Genomic DNA, 15855 nt, shown 5'->3' with positions numbered 1-15855 from the left:
TCCCCCTCGCCGCCCCGTATTTTTCACATTTCAGGCCACTCGTGGCCTGGCAATGCTTTCGATCCGGCCTGTCAGGTCCTACAATGCAGCCTGACAACGGCCTGCGGGCCATTCCGGTTTCCTGACAGGATAGCAACAATGCCTGAAACCACAGCCTTACCTGCCCACAAGGTTTATAACATCGCTCACTGGAGTGATGGCTACATCGCGGTGACTCCCCGGGGTGAAGTCGAGATCTGCCCGGACCGGGGGCGGACCGCAGCCCGCATCAACCTTCCTGACCTGACCCGGTCTCTGGCCGAGTCCGGGGTTGCCCTGCCGGTACTGATCCGTTTTACCGACATACTGCACGACCGGGTGAACAAGCTTTGCGGCGCCTTCAACAAAGTGACCGCCGAACAGGGCTACAAGGGCCGCTATACCGCGGTCTACCCGATCAAAGTGAACCAGCAGCGACGGGTTGTGGAAGAGCTGTTGGCGGCACAACCCGCCGCCTCGGCCGGACAGGTCGGGCTCGAAGCCGGCAGCAAGCCGGAATTGATGGCGGTATTGGCCCTTGCCCCCAAAGCGGGGTCAGTGATTGTCTGCAACGGCTATAAAGACCGTGAGTATATCCGCCTGGCCCTGATCGGCCAGAAGCTGGGCCACCGGGTGTTTATCGTGGTGGAGAAGCAATCGGAACTGCCTCTGATACTGGAAGAGGCCGAGCGTCTTGAGGTATTACCCCTGATTGGCGTGCGGGCACGATTGGCCACCATTGGCAAAGGTAACTGGCAGAACACCGGCGGTGAAAAATCCAAGTTCGGGTTGTCCGCCAGCCAGGTTCTGGATGTGGTGAATACCCTTAAACAGGCTGGCGCTCTGGGTACCCTGCAGCTGCTGCACTTCCACCTGGGTTCACAAATTGCCAACATCCGCGATATCCAGACCGGCCTGAAGGAATGCGCCCGTTTCTACACGGAACTGCACCAGTTGGGCGCACCCGTCGGTACCGTGGATATCGGCGGCGGCCTGGGCGTGGACTATGAGGGCACCCGCTCCCGCAGCAGCTGCTCAATGAATTACAGCGTGTTTGAATACGCCTATAACGTGGTGCATGTGCTGCAAGCCGAATGCGATCGCCAGGGCATTCCCCACCCGGACCTGATCAGTGAATCCGGCCGGGCCCTGACAGCCCACCACTCGGTTCTGGTCACCAACGTGATTGATCGGGAATCTCCAGACCATCGGGAAGTCACTGAACCTGAAGCAGACGCTCCAGCACCACTGCATGACCTTTGGCGCGACCTTCTCAGCCTGCAGGATGATCACTCACCCCGGTCGCTGGCCGAGATTTACCACGATGTGCTGCATGCGATGAACGATGTCCACGCCCAGTTCGCCCATGGTCTGCTGTCACTCAGCGAGCGAGCGCAGGCCGAAACCCTCTACACCACCTGCTGCCGCCTGCTTCGGGTTCAGCTGGACAGTGGCAGTCGGGCGCACCGGGAAATCATCGATGAACTCAACGAAAAGCTCGCTGAAAAGCTCTTTGTTAACTTTTCCCTGTTCCAGTCCCTGCCGGATGTCTGGGGCATCGACCAGATTTTCCCGGTGATGCCGATCAATGGCCTGAACCGCCCGCTGAGCCGGCGCGCGGTGATTCAGGACATTACCTGTGATTCGGACGGCCGGATTGACCAGTACGTGGACGGCCAGGGCATCGAAACTACCCTGGCATTGCCGGAGGAGAAAGAGGGCGAGCCACTGCTGATGGGGTTCTTCATGACCGGCGCCTATCAGGAGATCCTGGGAGACATGCACAACCTGTTCGGCGATACCCACTCGGTGGATGTGCGGCTGAACAACCGGGGCGAGTATGACATTGGCAAGCCCATTACCGGCGACACCGTCGCCAAGGTGCTTCGTTACGTCAACTTTGAACCGGAGAACCTGATCAAGTCCTACCAGGATAAGTTTGCCGCCAGCAACCTGGATAAACCCACACAGGACCGATTACTGGACGAACTGAAAGCCGGTCTTGAGGGCTACACTTACCTGGAGGAGTAGCCCTCAATCACCGTCGGTCTGGTGCAATCTGCGCCAGGCCGAGGGTGAAATCCCCTCCCATTTGCGAAAGGCTCGGCCAAAATTGGATGGGTCGCTGTAACCCAGGTGTTCCGCAATGTCGTCGATACTCAGGGGTGAGTGTCGCCTTAGACAATCCAGCGCACGTTGATGGCGCACGGTTTCCTGTAGCAGCTGGAAACGAGCGCCTTCTGCAGCCAGCTGGCGCCGGAGCGTGCGAGCAGACACATGTAACTGCCCGGCCACATCCTCCAGACTCAGCAGGCGGCCGTCACGAACCGATTCCAGCATCCTGACCACTCGTTCCGTTACTGAGGTGGATGCCTCCATCTGCCGCATTTCTTCCTCGCATTGAGCTTCAGCCACGCGACGAGCCACAGGATTGGACAAGGATAACGGCAGGCTCAGAAACTGCTTTTGGAAGCGGAGCTGGTTAACACCGGTGCAGAAACTCACGGCATTGCCAAACAGCGGCTGGTAAGGCCCCACATTGGCTGGTTGCTCGTAGTCCACCAGGCACCGCCCGCCCTCCAACAACCGCTGACCAAACAGCAAGTTGTTCACTTCCATCAGGGAAGCCAGGACCACCTCGATGTTGAAACGATGTAAATCCCGGGTGTCGTGCTTGATATCGAGCTGAATGACAGCTTCATCGCCTTCGATAAAAAACGACAGGGCCATGTAGGCAAAACGAATCCGAAAATATTTGATCAACACCCGCAGCGCCTGCTCGAGGGTGTCGCAGCTGATGGCGGCCTGAGACAGCGCACCATGGGCGGTAAATTTCAGGCGCCGGCCAAACTCCAGCCCCAGGCTGTCGTCCTTGCAGCGAACAAAGGCTTGACGACACAGCTCCGTGAACTGGTCCAGGGTAATGAAATTATCCGGGTGACCCAGTTGTGGCTGGCGGATACCGGCAGCGCTGACCAGCTCTTGCTGGGCAACGCCCCGCTCCTCTGCCAGCTGGCAAAGAATCTCTGCGTAATGGGCCCGGATAACAGGCAGGGTGCCACCGGAAAGCAGTGCGTTCATGGTTTGAACTTTGAGTCGTTATTATGGTTGTCAGACTAGCGCCTGCTCTGGGATCCGGCAATCACTCCACTGACACAACTCCGCCGACAATGCGGCCAGATTTTTTTTCACTCAAGGCAATCCACTTCTTGCAGCCTCCCGTAAATAACCAGACTGACAAACCAGCGGCGAGTGCCTAGAATGATGACTGTAATCAGCTCAACTCATGCGACTGTCAAGGAGCGTCCGGTGACCACACTGGATCAGCAACCAGCGAAAGCCGAGGGCCGAAAGGACCCTTGGGGTGTCTTGCTGGAAAAAGTAGGCAAACACCAGGATAGAGCTGCATACCACGCTTTGTTCGAGCACTTTGCGCCGCAGATAAAGTACTACGCCATTTCCAACGGCATGGCCAGCCACGCCGAAGAACTGGTGCAGGAAGTGTTTATTTCCATCTGGCGCCGCTCCTGCCTGTATGACTGGCGTAAGGCTGCGGCGTCTACCTGGATTTTTACCATTGCCCGTAACCAGCGGATTGATATGCTGCGAAAGATGCAGCGAACCAGCGCTGAAATGGCAGTGGAAACCGAGGATCTGTGGCAGATTCCTGGCGATAACGAGGATGAGCCGGTGACGTCCCTGCACCGTTTGATGTCAGAGCGCCGGATTCGTGAATCCCTCAGCCAGTTACCGGAAGAGCAGATCACCGTCATCGCCAAGGTGTACATGGAGCACAAATCCCACCAGATGGTGGCGGATGAACTTCAGATCCCCCTGGGAACCGTGAAGAGCCGGGTACGCCTGGCATTGAACAAGTTAAAAGTGATTTTGCAGGATCAGAACATATGACACGGCACCACCCCGACAGTCTCAGCCTGATGGAATACAGCGCTGGCAATCTGACTGAGCCCCATGCTCTCTGCATCCGGCTGCACCTTGAGCAGTGCCCACACTGTCGGAGCCGGGTGGACACCCTGAACAGCCTGGGCGCGGTGATGATGGAACAGCAGCCCAAGGTCACTGTGTCGGATAGCAGTTTTGAGCAGTTGATGGCGCGCATTGACTCAGCCCCCCAGGATGCTGCACCGGTTATGCAGGCACCGCGATTGAGCCCGCTGCAGAAGTTGCTTGGTGAGGACATCAACGAGCTTCCCTGGAAACGTCAGCTGGGCGATGTCAGCGTACTGGATATTTCAGAAAAGTTTCCCGGCCAGGGTGAGCGGGTGGTACTGCAGAAACTGGTGGCAGGCGGCAAGGCTCCGGCCCACACTCACCGCGGTGATGAGACAACGATCGTGCTGCAGGGTGCGTTCGCCGACCAGAAGGGCGTGTTCAACCAATGGGATTTTGTGGTGTTGAATGAGCAGGACGAGCACAGGCCCGTTGCCGTCGGGTGTGAAGACTGCATTACATTGTCTGTGCTGAGCGCCCCGGTCAAGCTGACGGGCACCTTTACCAGGATGTTGAATCCGTTCATTCGGTAAGCTCAGTTGATCAGTCCAGTGAAAAACGGAGGCAGGTTGCCTCCGTTTTTTGTGGCGATCGAAGATCCGTTATCGCAATCCGGTAATGGTTTAATTGACTTGGGCGCCCATCCCCCTAAACTGATCCATAGTAGGTAACAACTCCAGCCCCATTCAAAACGCAACAGCTGACACATGCCAGACATCATCGTCATGTTTTTCCTGCTCGGCCTGGTAGCAGGAACCGTCAAATCTGACCTGTCCATTCCACGAGAAGCCTACGACATTCTTAGCCTGCTGCTGATGCTCACCATTGGCCTGAAGGGCGGAATGGCCCTGTACGGGAACCTGGCACCAGGCCTGCTTTTGGAGATGCTTGCGATAGCAGGCCTGGGTTTTGCGTTACCCCTGCTGATGATCCCGATCCTGCGCTATGGCGTCGGCCTGTCGATCGCCGACACCGCCAGTTTTGCCGCCCACTATGGCTCGGTCAGTGCGGGCACTTTTGCCGTCGCCCTGGCGTGGGTTGAAACTCGCGGCCTCAGCTCCGGCGGCCAGGTCACGCTCTATCTGGTACTTCTGGAGTTACCTGCCATCATGGTCGGGCTCTGGTTCTACAGACGTTTTGGCAAACGCACTGGCGATGCCAAGGGCACGCCGCTCTGGCAGGAAACCCTGACCAACCGAAGCGTTATCCTGCTGGTGGGTGGCGTGGTCATCGGAGCGCTTTACGGGCCCGGACAGGGCACCGGCGTCACCGCGCCCCTGACCAGCGCCTTTTCCGTCATTCTGTCGCTGTTCCTGCTGGAGATGGGGCTGGTGGCCGCCGAAACCCTGCGCAACCTGAAGCTGATCCACTGGAGAATCGTACTATTCGGGCTTGCAATGCCCCCCGTGCTGTCGGTGGCGGGGCTAACGGTGGGCACCCTGCTCGGGCTCGACACCGGCTCTATCGTCATCCTCGCCACCCTCACCGCCAGTGCGTCCTACATCGCCGCACCGGTGGCGATTCGCCACGCCGTTCCCGATGCCAATATCGGCCTGGCCATGCTGGCTTCCCTGGGCGTCACCTTTCCATTCAATGTGCTCGTCGGCATCGGGCTTTATTACTCCATGCTCAGCTGGGCGGTGCCGCTATAGTGTCCCGCATGGCGCCGCCTACCAGGGTAACTCCGAACCATCCCAACTGAAGAATCGACCGTTACTGCTGTCGTCCAGGGCGCCCAATACCCGGATCAGGTTATCAGCCGTCTGCAAGGGCTTATGTACCGTCAGTTTGGACAGTGACTGGCTGAACGGTGAACTCAGGGCCGACTCGGTGGTCCCCGGATGCAGCGCCACGCAGGCAATGGGCTTGCACCGGCGAGGCAGTTCGATGGAAAGATTCCGCACCAGCATATTCAGGGCGGCTTTTGAACTCCGATAAGCATACCAGCCGCCAAACCCGTTATCGGATATCGACCCCACCTTGGCCGAGATGGCCGCCACGCGCTTGAACTCACGATGCCGCAGCCAGGGCAGCAGGGCCTGGATCAGCAAGGTAAATCCGGTGGCGTTGACCGCGAAAGCGCGGGCCATGTTAGCGGCCGTCACGTCTTCCAATCGCTTCTCGGGAAAAAGCCGGTCGTCATGCAGCAGGCCAGCGGCGTAAATCACCGTGACGATCGGGCCGGAACCGTCCAATGCCGTTTTCAACTCGGCTTTATCAAGCCGCTGCTCATCTTCCGCATCCCAGGCCAGCAATCTCACACCGGGATGATTTCTGAGATCGTCCGGTGCCCGCTGAGGATCGCGGCACAGACCAATGACGGCCTGTTCCGGGCAAGTCTCCAGATAGCGTTTTGCCAACGCCGCACCAATTGCACCGGATATACCGGCAATCACGATCGTCATTCCCACGCCCTTCCACTATCAATGGATACCATGCCGGTGATACGAAAATTCAATGCCTTCGGGCCACCAGGCAGCAAACCAAAAAATTCAAACGCTCGTATGAAGAGACACTTCCGGATTGAAACAACGACATCCGGCAGTCATTCAGACTGCTATATCCAAACAGGAGAGTATCCATGCAATACCAGGCACCAGCGAACGATCTTCGCTTTCTGTTGTTTGATGTGTTGGGCGCAGACAAACTGCACGAACTGGAAAAGTACGCCGATGCGACTCCGGATCTAATTTCGGCGGTGATCGATGAAGCCGGCAAACTGGCGGCAGAGGTCATCCAGCCTACTAACCAGGTGGGCGACCGCCAGGGTTGCAGCTACGATCCGGAAACCAAATCGGTCAAGACACCTGACGGCTTCAAAGAGGCCTACCGGAAGTTTGTGGAAGGTGGCTGGACCGCCCTGGATGCACCACTGGAATTCGGCGGGCAGGGCCTGCCCCACACTCTGAAGTTTGTCGTGGACGAAATGGTGTGCTCCACCAACCTGTCCCTGGGCATGTACCCGGGCTTGACCCACGGCGCCATCAGCGCCCTGTACGCGCATGGCTCCGAGGAGTTGAAGCAGACTTATCTGGAAAAACTGATTTCCGGCGAGTGGACCGGCACCATGTGTCTGACCGAGCCCCAGTGCGGCACCGATCTGGGCCTGATCCGCACCAAGGCCACACCCAATGACGACGGCAGCTATGCCATCGAGGGCACCAAAATCTGGATCACCGGCGGTGAGCACGACCTGGTCGACAATATTGTACACCTGGTACTGGCCAAGTTGCCGGGCGCACCGGACACCACCAAGGGCATATCCCTGTTTGTGGTACCCAAGTTCCTGCCGGATTCCGGCGAGCGCAACCCGGCCTTCTGTGGTGGCCTTGAGCACAAGATGGGCATCAAAGGCTCCGCCACCTGCGTTATGAATTTTGAAGGCGCCAAAGGCTGGCTGGTCGGCGAGCCTAACAAGGGTATGAGCGCCATGTTCACCATGATGAACGAAGCCCGGCTGATGGTGGGCATGCAGGGCCTTGGCCTGGCGGAGATGGCTTACCAGGAAAGCCTGGCATTTGCCAGGGAACGCCTGCAAAGCCGTTCCCTGAGCGGCCCCAAGAACCCGAACGGCCCGGCTGACGCGATCATTGTGCACCCGGACGTGCGCCGCATGCTGATGCGCCAGAAAGTGCTGAACGAAGGTATGCGGGCGCTGGCGCTGTTCACTGGCCACCAGCTGGATCTTTCCGTGGCTCACCCGGATGAAAGCGTGCGTGAAAACGCCGACGACCTGGTGCAGCTGCTGACGCCTGTGGTTAAAGCCTTCCTGACCGACGAAGGCTATAACAACGCCAACTGGGGCCAGCAGGTTCTGGGTGGCTCTGGATTCACCCAGGATTGGCCCCTGGAGCAACTGGTTCGGGACGGCCGTATCGCCCGCATCTATGAGGGCACCAACGGCATCCAGGCGATGGACCTGGTGGGCCGGAAGCTGTCGCTTAAGGGCGGCCAACTGGTTCGCGCCCTGTTCGCAGAACTGACTGGATACCTGAAGGACAACCCGGAGGCGCCGTACCGCGAAGAACTCAAGGGTGCGCTGAAGAGTCTGGAGCAGGCCACCATGTGGCTGGCCCAGAATGCTCCCAAAGATCCGGAACAGGCCGGCGCTGCCGCCACCCCGTACCTGCGGATTATGGCCCTGACCGTGATCGGTTATCTGTGGTCCCGCATGGCCGGCGTCGCAGGCCAGCAGCTGCAACTCGGAGAAGGCAATAAGCCGTTGCTTGAGGGCAAGCAGGTATCCGCCCGCTACTATTTCGAGAAGCTGATGCCTGAAGTGGACTGGCTGCTGAAAGACATCCAGACCGGCAAAGACAGCCTGATGGCATTTGAAGACGAGCACTGGGTGGCTTAAACGGCAATACCGGTCTGGCCAAAATGGCTGGCCGAAAATGACCGACAGTTGGCAATTTCTGACCTTCTTAAAGACAGATCAGAACTTGATAATAGTCACGTTGATTAGTGTCTCTGAACTAGTCCAACCCGCCTCTTGCCGAGCCGGGTACCTTCTTGAAGCCGCGCTCTTGCGCGGCTTTTTTTATGGTGTTTTCCCGCCCGCCGCTGTCTCGGTTACAATGCGCCTTTGTTTTCTCCCCTGCATTCCGGAGGCTGCATGACCGCCGATGATTATCCGTTCCGCTTTGGCGGCATAGAGCGCCTCTATGGCCGCAAGGCCCTGAACGCTTTCCGTAATGCCCACATAGCCATCGTCGGCCTGGGCGGTGTTGGCTCCTGGGCGGCGGAATCCCTGGCGCGCAGCGGTATCGGCACACTCACCCTGATTGATATGGACGATATCTGCGTGTCCAACACCAACCGTCAGCTGCACGCACTGGAAGGCCAGTATGGCCGCACCAAGACCGATGCCATGGCCGAGCGACTGAAGGCCATCAATCCCCAGGCAGATATTCGCGTGCATTTCGGGTTTCTGACCACCAAAAACGTGGGGGAGTTGATTACCGAGGATATGACCGGAGTGGTGGATGCCATCGACAGCGTGAAGGCGAAAGCAGCGCTGATTGCCCATTGCCAGCGGCGCAAGATTCCGATTGTCTGTGCCGGCGGGGCCGGCGGCCAGATGGACCCAACCCAGATTCAGGTGGCAGACCTGAGCAAGACCACCCAGGACCCGTTGTTGGCAAAAGTGCGTAATATGCTGCGCCGGGAGTACGGGTTCTCCCGGAATCCAAAGCGGCGTTTTGGAATTGAGGCGGTGTATTCACTGGAACAGCTCACCTACCCAGCCGCCGATGGCGAGGTATGCCTGCAGAAACCAGCCACCGAGGGTCCGGTGCGGCTTGACTGCGCCTCCGGCTTCGGCGCAGCCAGCCCGGTAACCGCCAGTTTTGGCTTCTTTGCCGCCTCCCGGTTACTGAACCGGATTGCCCGCAAAGCCAATCAGGCCGATTAACGGCAATCCAGCACCAGCTTGCCCCGCACATGACCGCCTTCCAGCAGTTCGTGGGCTGCCTGTACCTGATCCAGGGAAAATACCTGCTCAACATGGACCTTCACATCACCGTCTTCAATCAACTCGGCGATTTCATCCAGATGGAAGGCATCTGGCCGTGAGCGCATGCCATGGGCTCGAACGCCCATGGCTTCTGCGGCGCTGACCACGTCATCGGCAGTCACCGTCGGGATGGTTACCAGCACGCCGGAATCACTGAGGGTTTGCAGGGAGCGTTTGCCGGTCTCGCCCCCTACCAGGTCCAGCACTACGTCCAGGCCATAGCATTCTTCGGTGAAGTCAGTGGTGTGGTAGTCGATCACCTCATGCACCCCCAGCTCCGCCAGAAAATCCCGGTTACGGGAGGACGCCGTCACGATGACGTGGGCGCCCCGCTCCAGGGCAAACTGAACCGCAAAGTGCCCAACACCACCGGCCCCGGCATGAATCAGGATTTTCTGGCCAGACTCCAGCTCCGCCACTTCAAACAGGGCCTGCCAGGCCGTGAGTGCCGCCAGGGGCACGCCGGCCGCCGCGATCAGGTCCAGCTCTTCCGGCACAATGGCGAGATCTTCAGCGTCGGCAATGGCGTACTCGGCGTAGGCTCCGCCGGTGACCGGGAAGCCGATCATGCCCATCACCCGGTCGCCCGGCACCAGTGTGGTCACGCCCTCGCCCACTTCCACCACCTCACCGGCCGCGTCGTAACCGGGTGTCCAGGGCAGGCTGTTTTCTATCTGGGTGGCGACGAACCCCATGCCCTTACGGGTTTTCCAGTCGATGGGATTGAGGCCAGCGCCGTGTACGCGAACCAGCACCTCGCCCTCACCCGGTTGCGGAATGGGCGATTCTGTCACGCGCAGCACATCACGCTCACCAAAGCGATCATAGACCACGTGGCGCATGGTGCCGGTTTCGGTCAGATCAGATGATTCCATGGGCGTCTCCAGACAGCAGTGAACGGTGCCGTTACCGGCCTGAACTCTCAGACTAGCAGAATTTTACCGGCCCGGCCTCAACCGGGCAGGCCCCGCCCGCCGGCAACCAGCGCGCTGCCAAGTATCTCGGCGAAGGCCTTGGGCGCCCGGGCTGGCCGCTGGGATTTCATATCGACACAGGCATGGGTAGAGAGCGCCCGCAGCAAGGTTTTGCCATCGGCCGGGCGAATCAGCTGAAACTGGCGGGCAGAGCGGAAACGGCCATCCCAGTCAGTGAGCCAGGTACCCAGCACCAGTTCATCCCCGGCATTGGCAGAGGCCAGGTAATCCAGCTCAGTGCGGGTAATCGCCATGGCCTTGCCGGTTTCTTCGTGCAGGGCCCAGGTCATGCCCAGGCTGTCGATGTGCTGCCAACTCACTTCTTCCAGCCAGCGCACATACACCACGTTATTGGCGTGCCCCAGGCGGTCGGTGTCCTCCGGGCGAACGGTGATGGTCATGGTAAACGGGTCAGGCAAGTCCCAGTTCAGTGCCTGTGTCATGGTTGCTCTCCAAGGCCAGGAATAGCGTGCAACGGTAGCCGGCCAATACGGTCATTGTGAAGTGAACCAAAGTATAGAACGCCATCATGGGGATTCACCGAGGTGATTTCCTGAAGGTGGCTGCCGCGGGTATCGTGCAGGCTGGTGATCATCTTACCGCTGGTATCGAAGGCAACCACCAGCCCATACTCTTGTGGCTGGGGCTTCAGACTGTCAGGCAACTTGGCCACCAGATTCTTCAGCCAGGGTTTGCGATGCATGCTGTCCACCTGGGCATTACGCAGGGTTGGAAACGCAACCCAGTAGCGGCCCTGATCATCCACCGCCAGGTTATCGGGAAATCCCGGCAGGTTGTCCGCAAACACTTCGGCCTGGCCGGCCCTGGGCCCGGTGATCCAGTATTTCAGGATGCGGTACTTCCAGGTTTCGTTAACCAGCACATAGTCACCCGCCGGCGACACCGCCACACCGTTGGCAAAGTGCAGATTGGCCAGCAGGACTTCGGTACGGCGGGTACGGGGGTTATAGCGAAGCAGCCGGCCGTGGGGGCGCATCTCCAGCAAGTCCAGAATGTAGTCCGGCTGGCGGAAGCGGGAGCTGGCGTCAGTGAAATAGATACGGCCGTCCGGTGCTATGTCCACGTCGTCAGTAAAGCGGAACGGCGTGCCTTCGGCCTCGCGGGTCAGTACCGACAGGGTGCCGTCTGGGGTGATGGACAACAGGCCTTTCCAGGCATCAGCCACAATCAGGTTGCCCTGGGCATCGAATACCATACCCAGTGGCCGTCCGCCGGTTTCCAGCCAGTTCTCTACGGTGCCATCCGGAAACACCCGCACGATTTTGCCGTCCTGGGTGCCGGCGTAAAGCACGCCGTTTGCATCAATGGTGGTATCTTCCGGACCATAGACCTGGCCCCGGGCCAGCAAGTCTGCCAGGCGCAGGCGTTCATTGGGCGCCAGCACACCGGTCATGGCCGGAGGCGATGGTGCCTCCCAGGCCTTGCTGTCAACCGGCGACGGCGTGAGCAGGAAACTGCCCAGCAGCAGAAAGATGACCAGCAGGCCTATCAACAACCATTTCATCATGAGCGCCCGATCCATTGGTGATTGTTAGACGGAAGGCAATATCAAAGCACCCTAACCTTAGCAGACATTACCGGGTTTCTGGCAACGCAGGACAGGCCGTCAGGATCCGAGAAAACGACGACACAAAGCCGCAAAGGTATCGGGCTTTTCAGCATGCAGCCAGTGCCCGGTACCCTCGATTATCTTCAGTTCGGCGGCTGGGAACAGTTGCCGGATGGTGTCTTGATGTTTGCTTTGGATATAGGCGGAATCAGCGCCTTTGATAAACAGCACCGGACCATTGTACGGGCCCTCACCCTCCGGCGCGGCGGCCAGCTTCTGATAACAGGTGTCAATCACAGGTAAATTCAGACGCCAGCGGAACAGCTGGTCACCATCACCGGCCTGCTCTGCCGGTATCCGCTCCAGGTTTTTCAGCAGGAACTGCCGCACGCCCGGGATTTCAACGAATTCAGCCAGGCGCTTGTCCGCTTCCTGGCGGGTTGTTACGCCAACCAGCTCCAGGTTCTTCATGCCGTCCAGAACCGCATCATGCCGGGCTTTGTAGGTGACCGGTGCGATGTCCGCGACGATGATCCCCTTGACCCGCTCCGGATAAACCAAGGCGACCTGCATCGCCACCTTGCCACCCATGGAATGACCCAGCACCCAGGCCTTGTCCAGATTGTGAGCGTCCATGTAGGCCACCACATCGGCCGCCATGGCCGGGTAGTCCATGTCGTCAGTGTGGGGTGAGCTGCCATGATTGCGCTGATCGAGGGCGTGAATCTGCCAACCATCTTCCAGGCGGCGGGCGATACCTCCAAGGTTCTCAAGGGAGCCGAACAGCCCATGCAGCAGGATCAGGGGCTCGCCCTGGCCGGTAATACGATGATTCAGTTCAACGGTCATACGCTGACAGCCTCCGGTGATGGGGATGAACCGGATACACTACCATCGCCAGACTCGGGGGCAAGGAGAAATTAGGCAGGCAAACCGCAGGCACAAAAAAGCCGGGATGAACCCGGCCAGAAGGTCACAGACATTACGACGGACAGCTCAGCAGTAGAAGATGCTGTCCAGATACTCCGCCAGTGCCAAAACGTTTTTACGCTCGGCCTCGTTATGGGGTACAAAGATTTCCCGTTCCATACAACACCTCCATTTTGCCTGTTGGCTACTTCAACCTGATGCGTACCATGCTATCGTTGAAGCTATGGCAAGCCGTTGACTGGCTGTGCCAATCGTTTGACATTTTGTATCACTCTGACACACAACCACCCGGAGCCAACCATCGGCATGCACGCGCAAACGGACCAAGCGGATACCCCGCAGGTTGCGGCCTCCAGCACACTGGCGCTCGTGCATTACCTGGATACGCTCGGGCTGTTGAATCGCCCCCGTATTGAAACCCTCACCGGCCTTAGCCTGGAAGCCCTGGAAGATCCGGATTTGCGCATTCCCGCCAGCACCCACTACCAACTTTGGGATCTGGCCGAACAGCTGACCGGAGACCCCGGTGTTGGACTGCACGCCGGGCAGGTGGTTGACCCTGAACGAATGGGCCTCGTCGGGCATGTTTTCTTCAATTGCGACACTCTGGGCGAGGCCGTCGTGCAGTATGTGCGCCTGCACCGGCTGATCAACGAATCGGTAACCCTGAGCTTTGAGCAAACGCCGGATCAGGCCATCCTGACCTGGCAGCCAGACCACCCCGATCACTACTGTCGTCAGGATATGGATCGCACCCTGGCGGCGGCGCTGTGTCGAACCCGTCACTTTATTCACCGGGGCATTGAAGCCGACTGGCTGGAAGTGGCCCATCCGGAACCCGGCTATGCCAGCGAGTACCGGAAACTGTTTGGCGGGCCGGTTATTTTTGGTACCGGCATCACCAGAATGGCGTTCTCCAGCCAGCACCTCGGGCACCCGATTCCCCATCGCAACCCGTATGTCTATTCCGCCGTGCTGAAGCAGGTCAATGCGGTGCTGGCCCGCCTGCAAACGCGGAAGTCTTTCAGCCGCAAGGTTCGCCGCCTGATTTCACGGCAAATGGCCACTGATCGCATTGATGCCGACACCCTGGCCCGGCAGTGCCACATGAGCCGCCAAACCCTGTACCGCAAGCTGAAAAAAGAGGGCCTGAGTTTTCATGATCTGGTGGAACAGGTGCGCCAGGACAAGGCCCTTCGGTATGTAGCTGACGACCAGTATGCCCTGGGGGAAATTGCCTTCCTGCTGGGTTTTTCTGAACTCAGCGCCTTCAGCCGTGCCTTCAAACGCTGGACCGGCATGGCACCGGCCCAGTTTCGGGCAAACCATCAGGAAGGTAACGAATGACTCCGGATAATCTGTCATTGCTGGCCATCCCCCTTGCCGCACTGTACCTGGCAGCCCTGGCCTGCATTTATCGGATCCTGCTCAGCTATCGCACCGCCCAGGGGGCCATTGCCTGGATCATCGCACTGGTAGGCCTGCCCTATATCGCGGTGCCACTGTTTGTTCTGTTCGGCCGAAGCCGCTTTGGCGGTTATGTCAAAGCCCGCCGGATGGGGGATCAGTCTCTGACCACCCTGCTGGACCAGTTCGAGAAGCAGACCACGTCGATCTCCAACCCCGGCCACGAACATTTCAGCGATGAGCTTCAGGTACTGTGCAAGTTGAGCCGGCAACCGTTTACCAGCGGCAACCAGTGCACACTGCTGAAAGACGGAACCGCAACATTTGAGGCCCTGTTCGAAGCCATGGAGGATGCCAGGCAATACATTCTGCTGGAGTTCTACATCGTGCGCTCAGACAAGGTGGGGCAGCGCATCAAGGCGATTCTGGAACGCAAGCTGGCGCAGGGTGTCGAGGTGTGGTTTCTTTACGACGACATCGGCAGTGTGTTGCTGTCACGGCGCTGGCTTAACGAACTGTCAGCCGCCGGCGCGCGCATCGCTTCGTTCGGCAACGGTAACGTGCGCCGCCGGCGTTTCCAGATCAATTTCCGGAACCACCGGAAGCTACTGGTCTGTGATGGCAAGGTGGGCTTTGTTGGCGGCATTAACCTGGGCGACGAATACCTGGGCACGGCGATGGACCAGGAACCCTGGCGCGATACCCACTGTCGCATTGAGGGCCCGGCGGTGACCGGTTTGCAGCTGGCGTGGTTGGAAGACTGGCACTGGGCCAGCAATATCCGCCCGGAACTGGACTGGCACCCGGGCTTTGACACCGGCGGTGATCAACAGGTTCTGGTGCTGCCTACCGGGCCTGCAGACACCTGGGAAACCTGCACCCTGTTTTTCCTGAACAGCATCAACAGTGCCCGCACCCGAATCTGGATTGCATCGCCCTATTTTGTCCCGGATTTTCAGATCATGAACGCCCTTCAGCTCGCCGCGCTGCGGGGGGTGGACGTTCGCATCCTGATTCCGGAAAAATCCGACAGCCGGCTTATTCGCCTGGCGGCCTATTCCTACCTGGTGCAAGCCAGCCAGGCCGGCATCGGGATCTATCGCTACCAGCCCGGTTTCATGCACCAGAAGGTGGTACTGGTGGATGACCGCTATGCTGCCGTGGGCACGGCGAACCTGGACAATCGCTCCATGCGCCTGAACTTCGAGATCACGGCGGTGAACACCAACGAGGACTTCGTCAGCTCGGTCGACTCCATGCTCCGGGAAGACCTTGAGTACTGCCAGAGAATGACTGAGCGGGACTACCAGGACCGATCCATCCTCTTCCGACTCAGCTGTCGCGCGGTGCGACTGCTGGCGCCGTTGCTGTAGCGGTTATTCTGGCTCCGGCAAAAACATTGTGCGACCATGGCCTTTCCGACGGTTCAC

Annotated in this window: 14 protein-coding genes; 8 read left to right on the top strand and 6 right to left on the bottom strand. The window is 59.0% G+C overall.

The window, feature by feature from the left end:
* Positions 1 to 138 precede the first annotated feature (138 nt).
* Positions 139 to 2049, top strand: coding sequence for a biosynthetic arginine decarboxylase (speA, locus tag FIV08_RS02070; protein ID WP_152437200.1), 1911 nt, complete (start codon positions 139 to 141; stop codon positions 2047 to 2049).
* Positions 2050 to 2052: 3 nt separating this feature from the next.
* On the opposite strand, the gene FIV08_RS02065 is transcribed toward speA, so the two are convergent.
* Positions 2053 to 3099 carry an AraC family transcriptional regulator gene (locus FIV08_RS02065; RefSeq protein ID WP_152437199.1) on the bottom strand — a complete coding sequence of 349 codons (1047 nt, stop codon included), beginning with the start codon at positions 3097 to 3099 and terminating at the stop codon, positions 2053 to 2055.
* A 228-nt stretch (positions 3100 to 3327) separates the two neighbouring features.
* Between FIV08_RS02065 and FIV08_RS02060 the strand changes: the two genes are divergently transcribed.
* The 3 genes from FIV08_RS02060 (at position 3328) to FIV08_RS02050 (ending at position 5681) form a co-directional block, all read left to right on the top strand.
* Complete coding sequence (locus tag FIV08_RS02060; protein WP_152437198.1) at positions 3328 to 3927, top strand: sigma-70 family RNA polymerase sigma factor; 600 nt, start codon at positions 3328 to 3330, stop codon at positions 3925 to 3927.
* A complete protein-coding gene (locus tag FIV08_RS02055; RefSeq protein ID WP_152437197.1) occupies positions 3924 to 4562 on the top strand; it encodes a ChrR family anti-sigma-E factor in 639 nt (212 codons plus the stop codon). The genes FIV08_RS02060 and FIV08_RS02055 overlap by 4 nt, the downstream gene beginning before the upstream one ends.
* Before the next feature lie 174 nt (positions 4563 to 4736).
* Positions 4737 to 5681, top strand: a complete 945-nt coding sequence (locus tag FIV08_RS02050) for a sodium-dependent bicarbonate transport family permease (protein ID WP_072678622.1) — start codon at positions 4737 to 4739, stop codon at positions 5679 to 5681.
* A gap of 18 nt (positions 5682 to 5699) precedes the next feature.
* Here the strand turns inward: FIV08_RS02050 and FIV08_RS02045 are convergent, their stop codons facing one another.
* Positions 5700 to 6434 (bottom strand): SDR family oxidoreductase, encoded by a 735-nt coding sequence (locus FIV08_RS02045; RefSeq protein WP_152437196.1) that lies wholly within the window; start codon positions 6432 to 6434, stop codon positions 5700 to 5702.
* Positions 6435 to 6610: 176 nt separating this feature from the next.
* Between FIV08_RS02045 and FIV08_RS02040 the strand changes: the two genes are divergently transcribed.
* Together FIV08_RS02040 and tcdA are read left to right on the top strand one after the other, a co-directional pair.
* Complete coding sequence (locus tag FIV08_RS02040; RefSeq protein WP_072678623.1) at positions 6611 to 8386, top strand: acyl-CoA dehydrogenase C-terminal domain-containing protein; 1776 nt, start codon at positions 6611 to 6613, stop codon at positions 8384 to 8386.
* Positions 8387 to 8644: 258 nt separating this feature from the next.
* A complete protein-coding gene (gene tcdA / locus FIV08_RS02035) occupies positions 8645 to 9442 on the top strand; it encodes a tRNA cyclic N6-threonylcarbamoyladenosine(37) synthase TcdA (protein WP_061332537.1) in 798 nt (265 codons plus the stop codon).
* Here tcdA and FIV08_RS02030 read toward each other — a convergent pair.
* The 4 genes from FIV08_RS02030 to FIV08_RS02015 all read right to left on the bottom strand — a co-directional run bounded on the left by FIV08_RS02030 (position 9439) and on the right by FIV08_RS02015 (position 12937).
* Positions 9439 to 10419, bottom strand: coding sequence for an NADP-dependent oxidoreductase (locus FIV08_RS02030; RefSeq protein ID WP_152437195.1), 981 nt, complete (start codon positions 10417 to 10419; stop codon positions 9439 to 9441). The two genes, tcdA and FIV08_RS02030, sit on opposite strands and share 4 nt — an antisense overlap.
* A gap of 77 nt (positions 10420 to 10496) precedes the next feature.
* Complete coding sequence (locus tag FIV08_RS02025) at positions 10497 to 10961, bottom strand: acyl-CoA thioesterase (protein WP_058091336.1); 465 nt, start codon at positions 10959 to 10961, stop codon at positions 10497 to 10499.
* Entirely contained in the window at positions 10958 to 12043 is a 1086-nt protein-coding gene (locus FIV08_RS02020; protein WP_152439572.1) for an SMP-30/gluconolactonase/LRE family protein, read from the bottom strand. The genes FIV08_RS02025 and FIV08_RS02020 overlap by 4 nt, the downstream gene beginning before the upstream one ends.
* Positions 12044 to 12145: 102 nt before the next feature.
* On the bottom strand, positions 12146 to 12937 hold the full coding sequence (locus FIV08_RS02015) for an alpha/beta fold hydrolase (RefSeq protein WP_152437194.1): 792 nt from the start codon (positions 12935 to 12937) through the stop codon (positions 12146 to 12148).
* Positions 12938 to 13324: 387 nt separating this feature from the next.
* On the opposite strand from FIV08_RS02015, the gene FIV08_RS02010 reads away from it, so the two are divergent.
* Positions 13325 to 14365 carry an AraC family transcriptional regulator gene (locus FIV08_RS02010; RefSeq protein ID WP_058091334.1) on the top strand — a complete coding sequence of 347 codons (1041 nt, stop codon included), beginning with the start codon at positions 13325 to 13327 and terminating at the stop codon, positions 14363 to 14365.
* Positions 14362 to 15798 carry a cardiolipin synthase gene (cls, locus tag FIV08_RS02005; RefSeq protein ID WP_152437193.1) on the top strand — a complete coding sequence of 479 codons (1437 nt, stop codon included), beginning with the start codon at positions 14362 to 14364 and terminating at the stop codon, positions 15796 to 15798. Before FIV08_RS02010 ends, cls begins: the two co-directional genes overlap by 4 nt.
* The last annotated feature ends 57 nt before the right edge of the window (positions 15799 to 15855 follow it).

The sequence above is a fragment of the Marinobacter sp. THAF197a genome (assembly GCF_009363275.1).
In the GTDB taxonomy this organism is placed as follows: Bacteria; Pseudomonadota; Gammaproteobacteria; order Pseudomonadales; family Oleiphilaceae; genus Marinobacter.
This window is presented reverse-complemented; position numbering and strand designations above follow the sequence as displayed.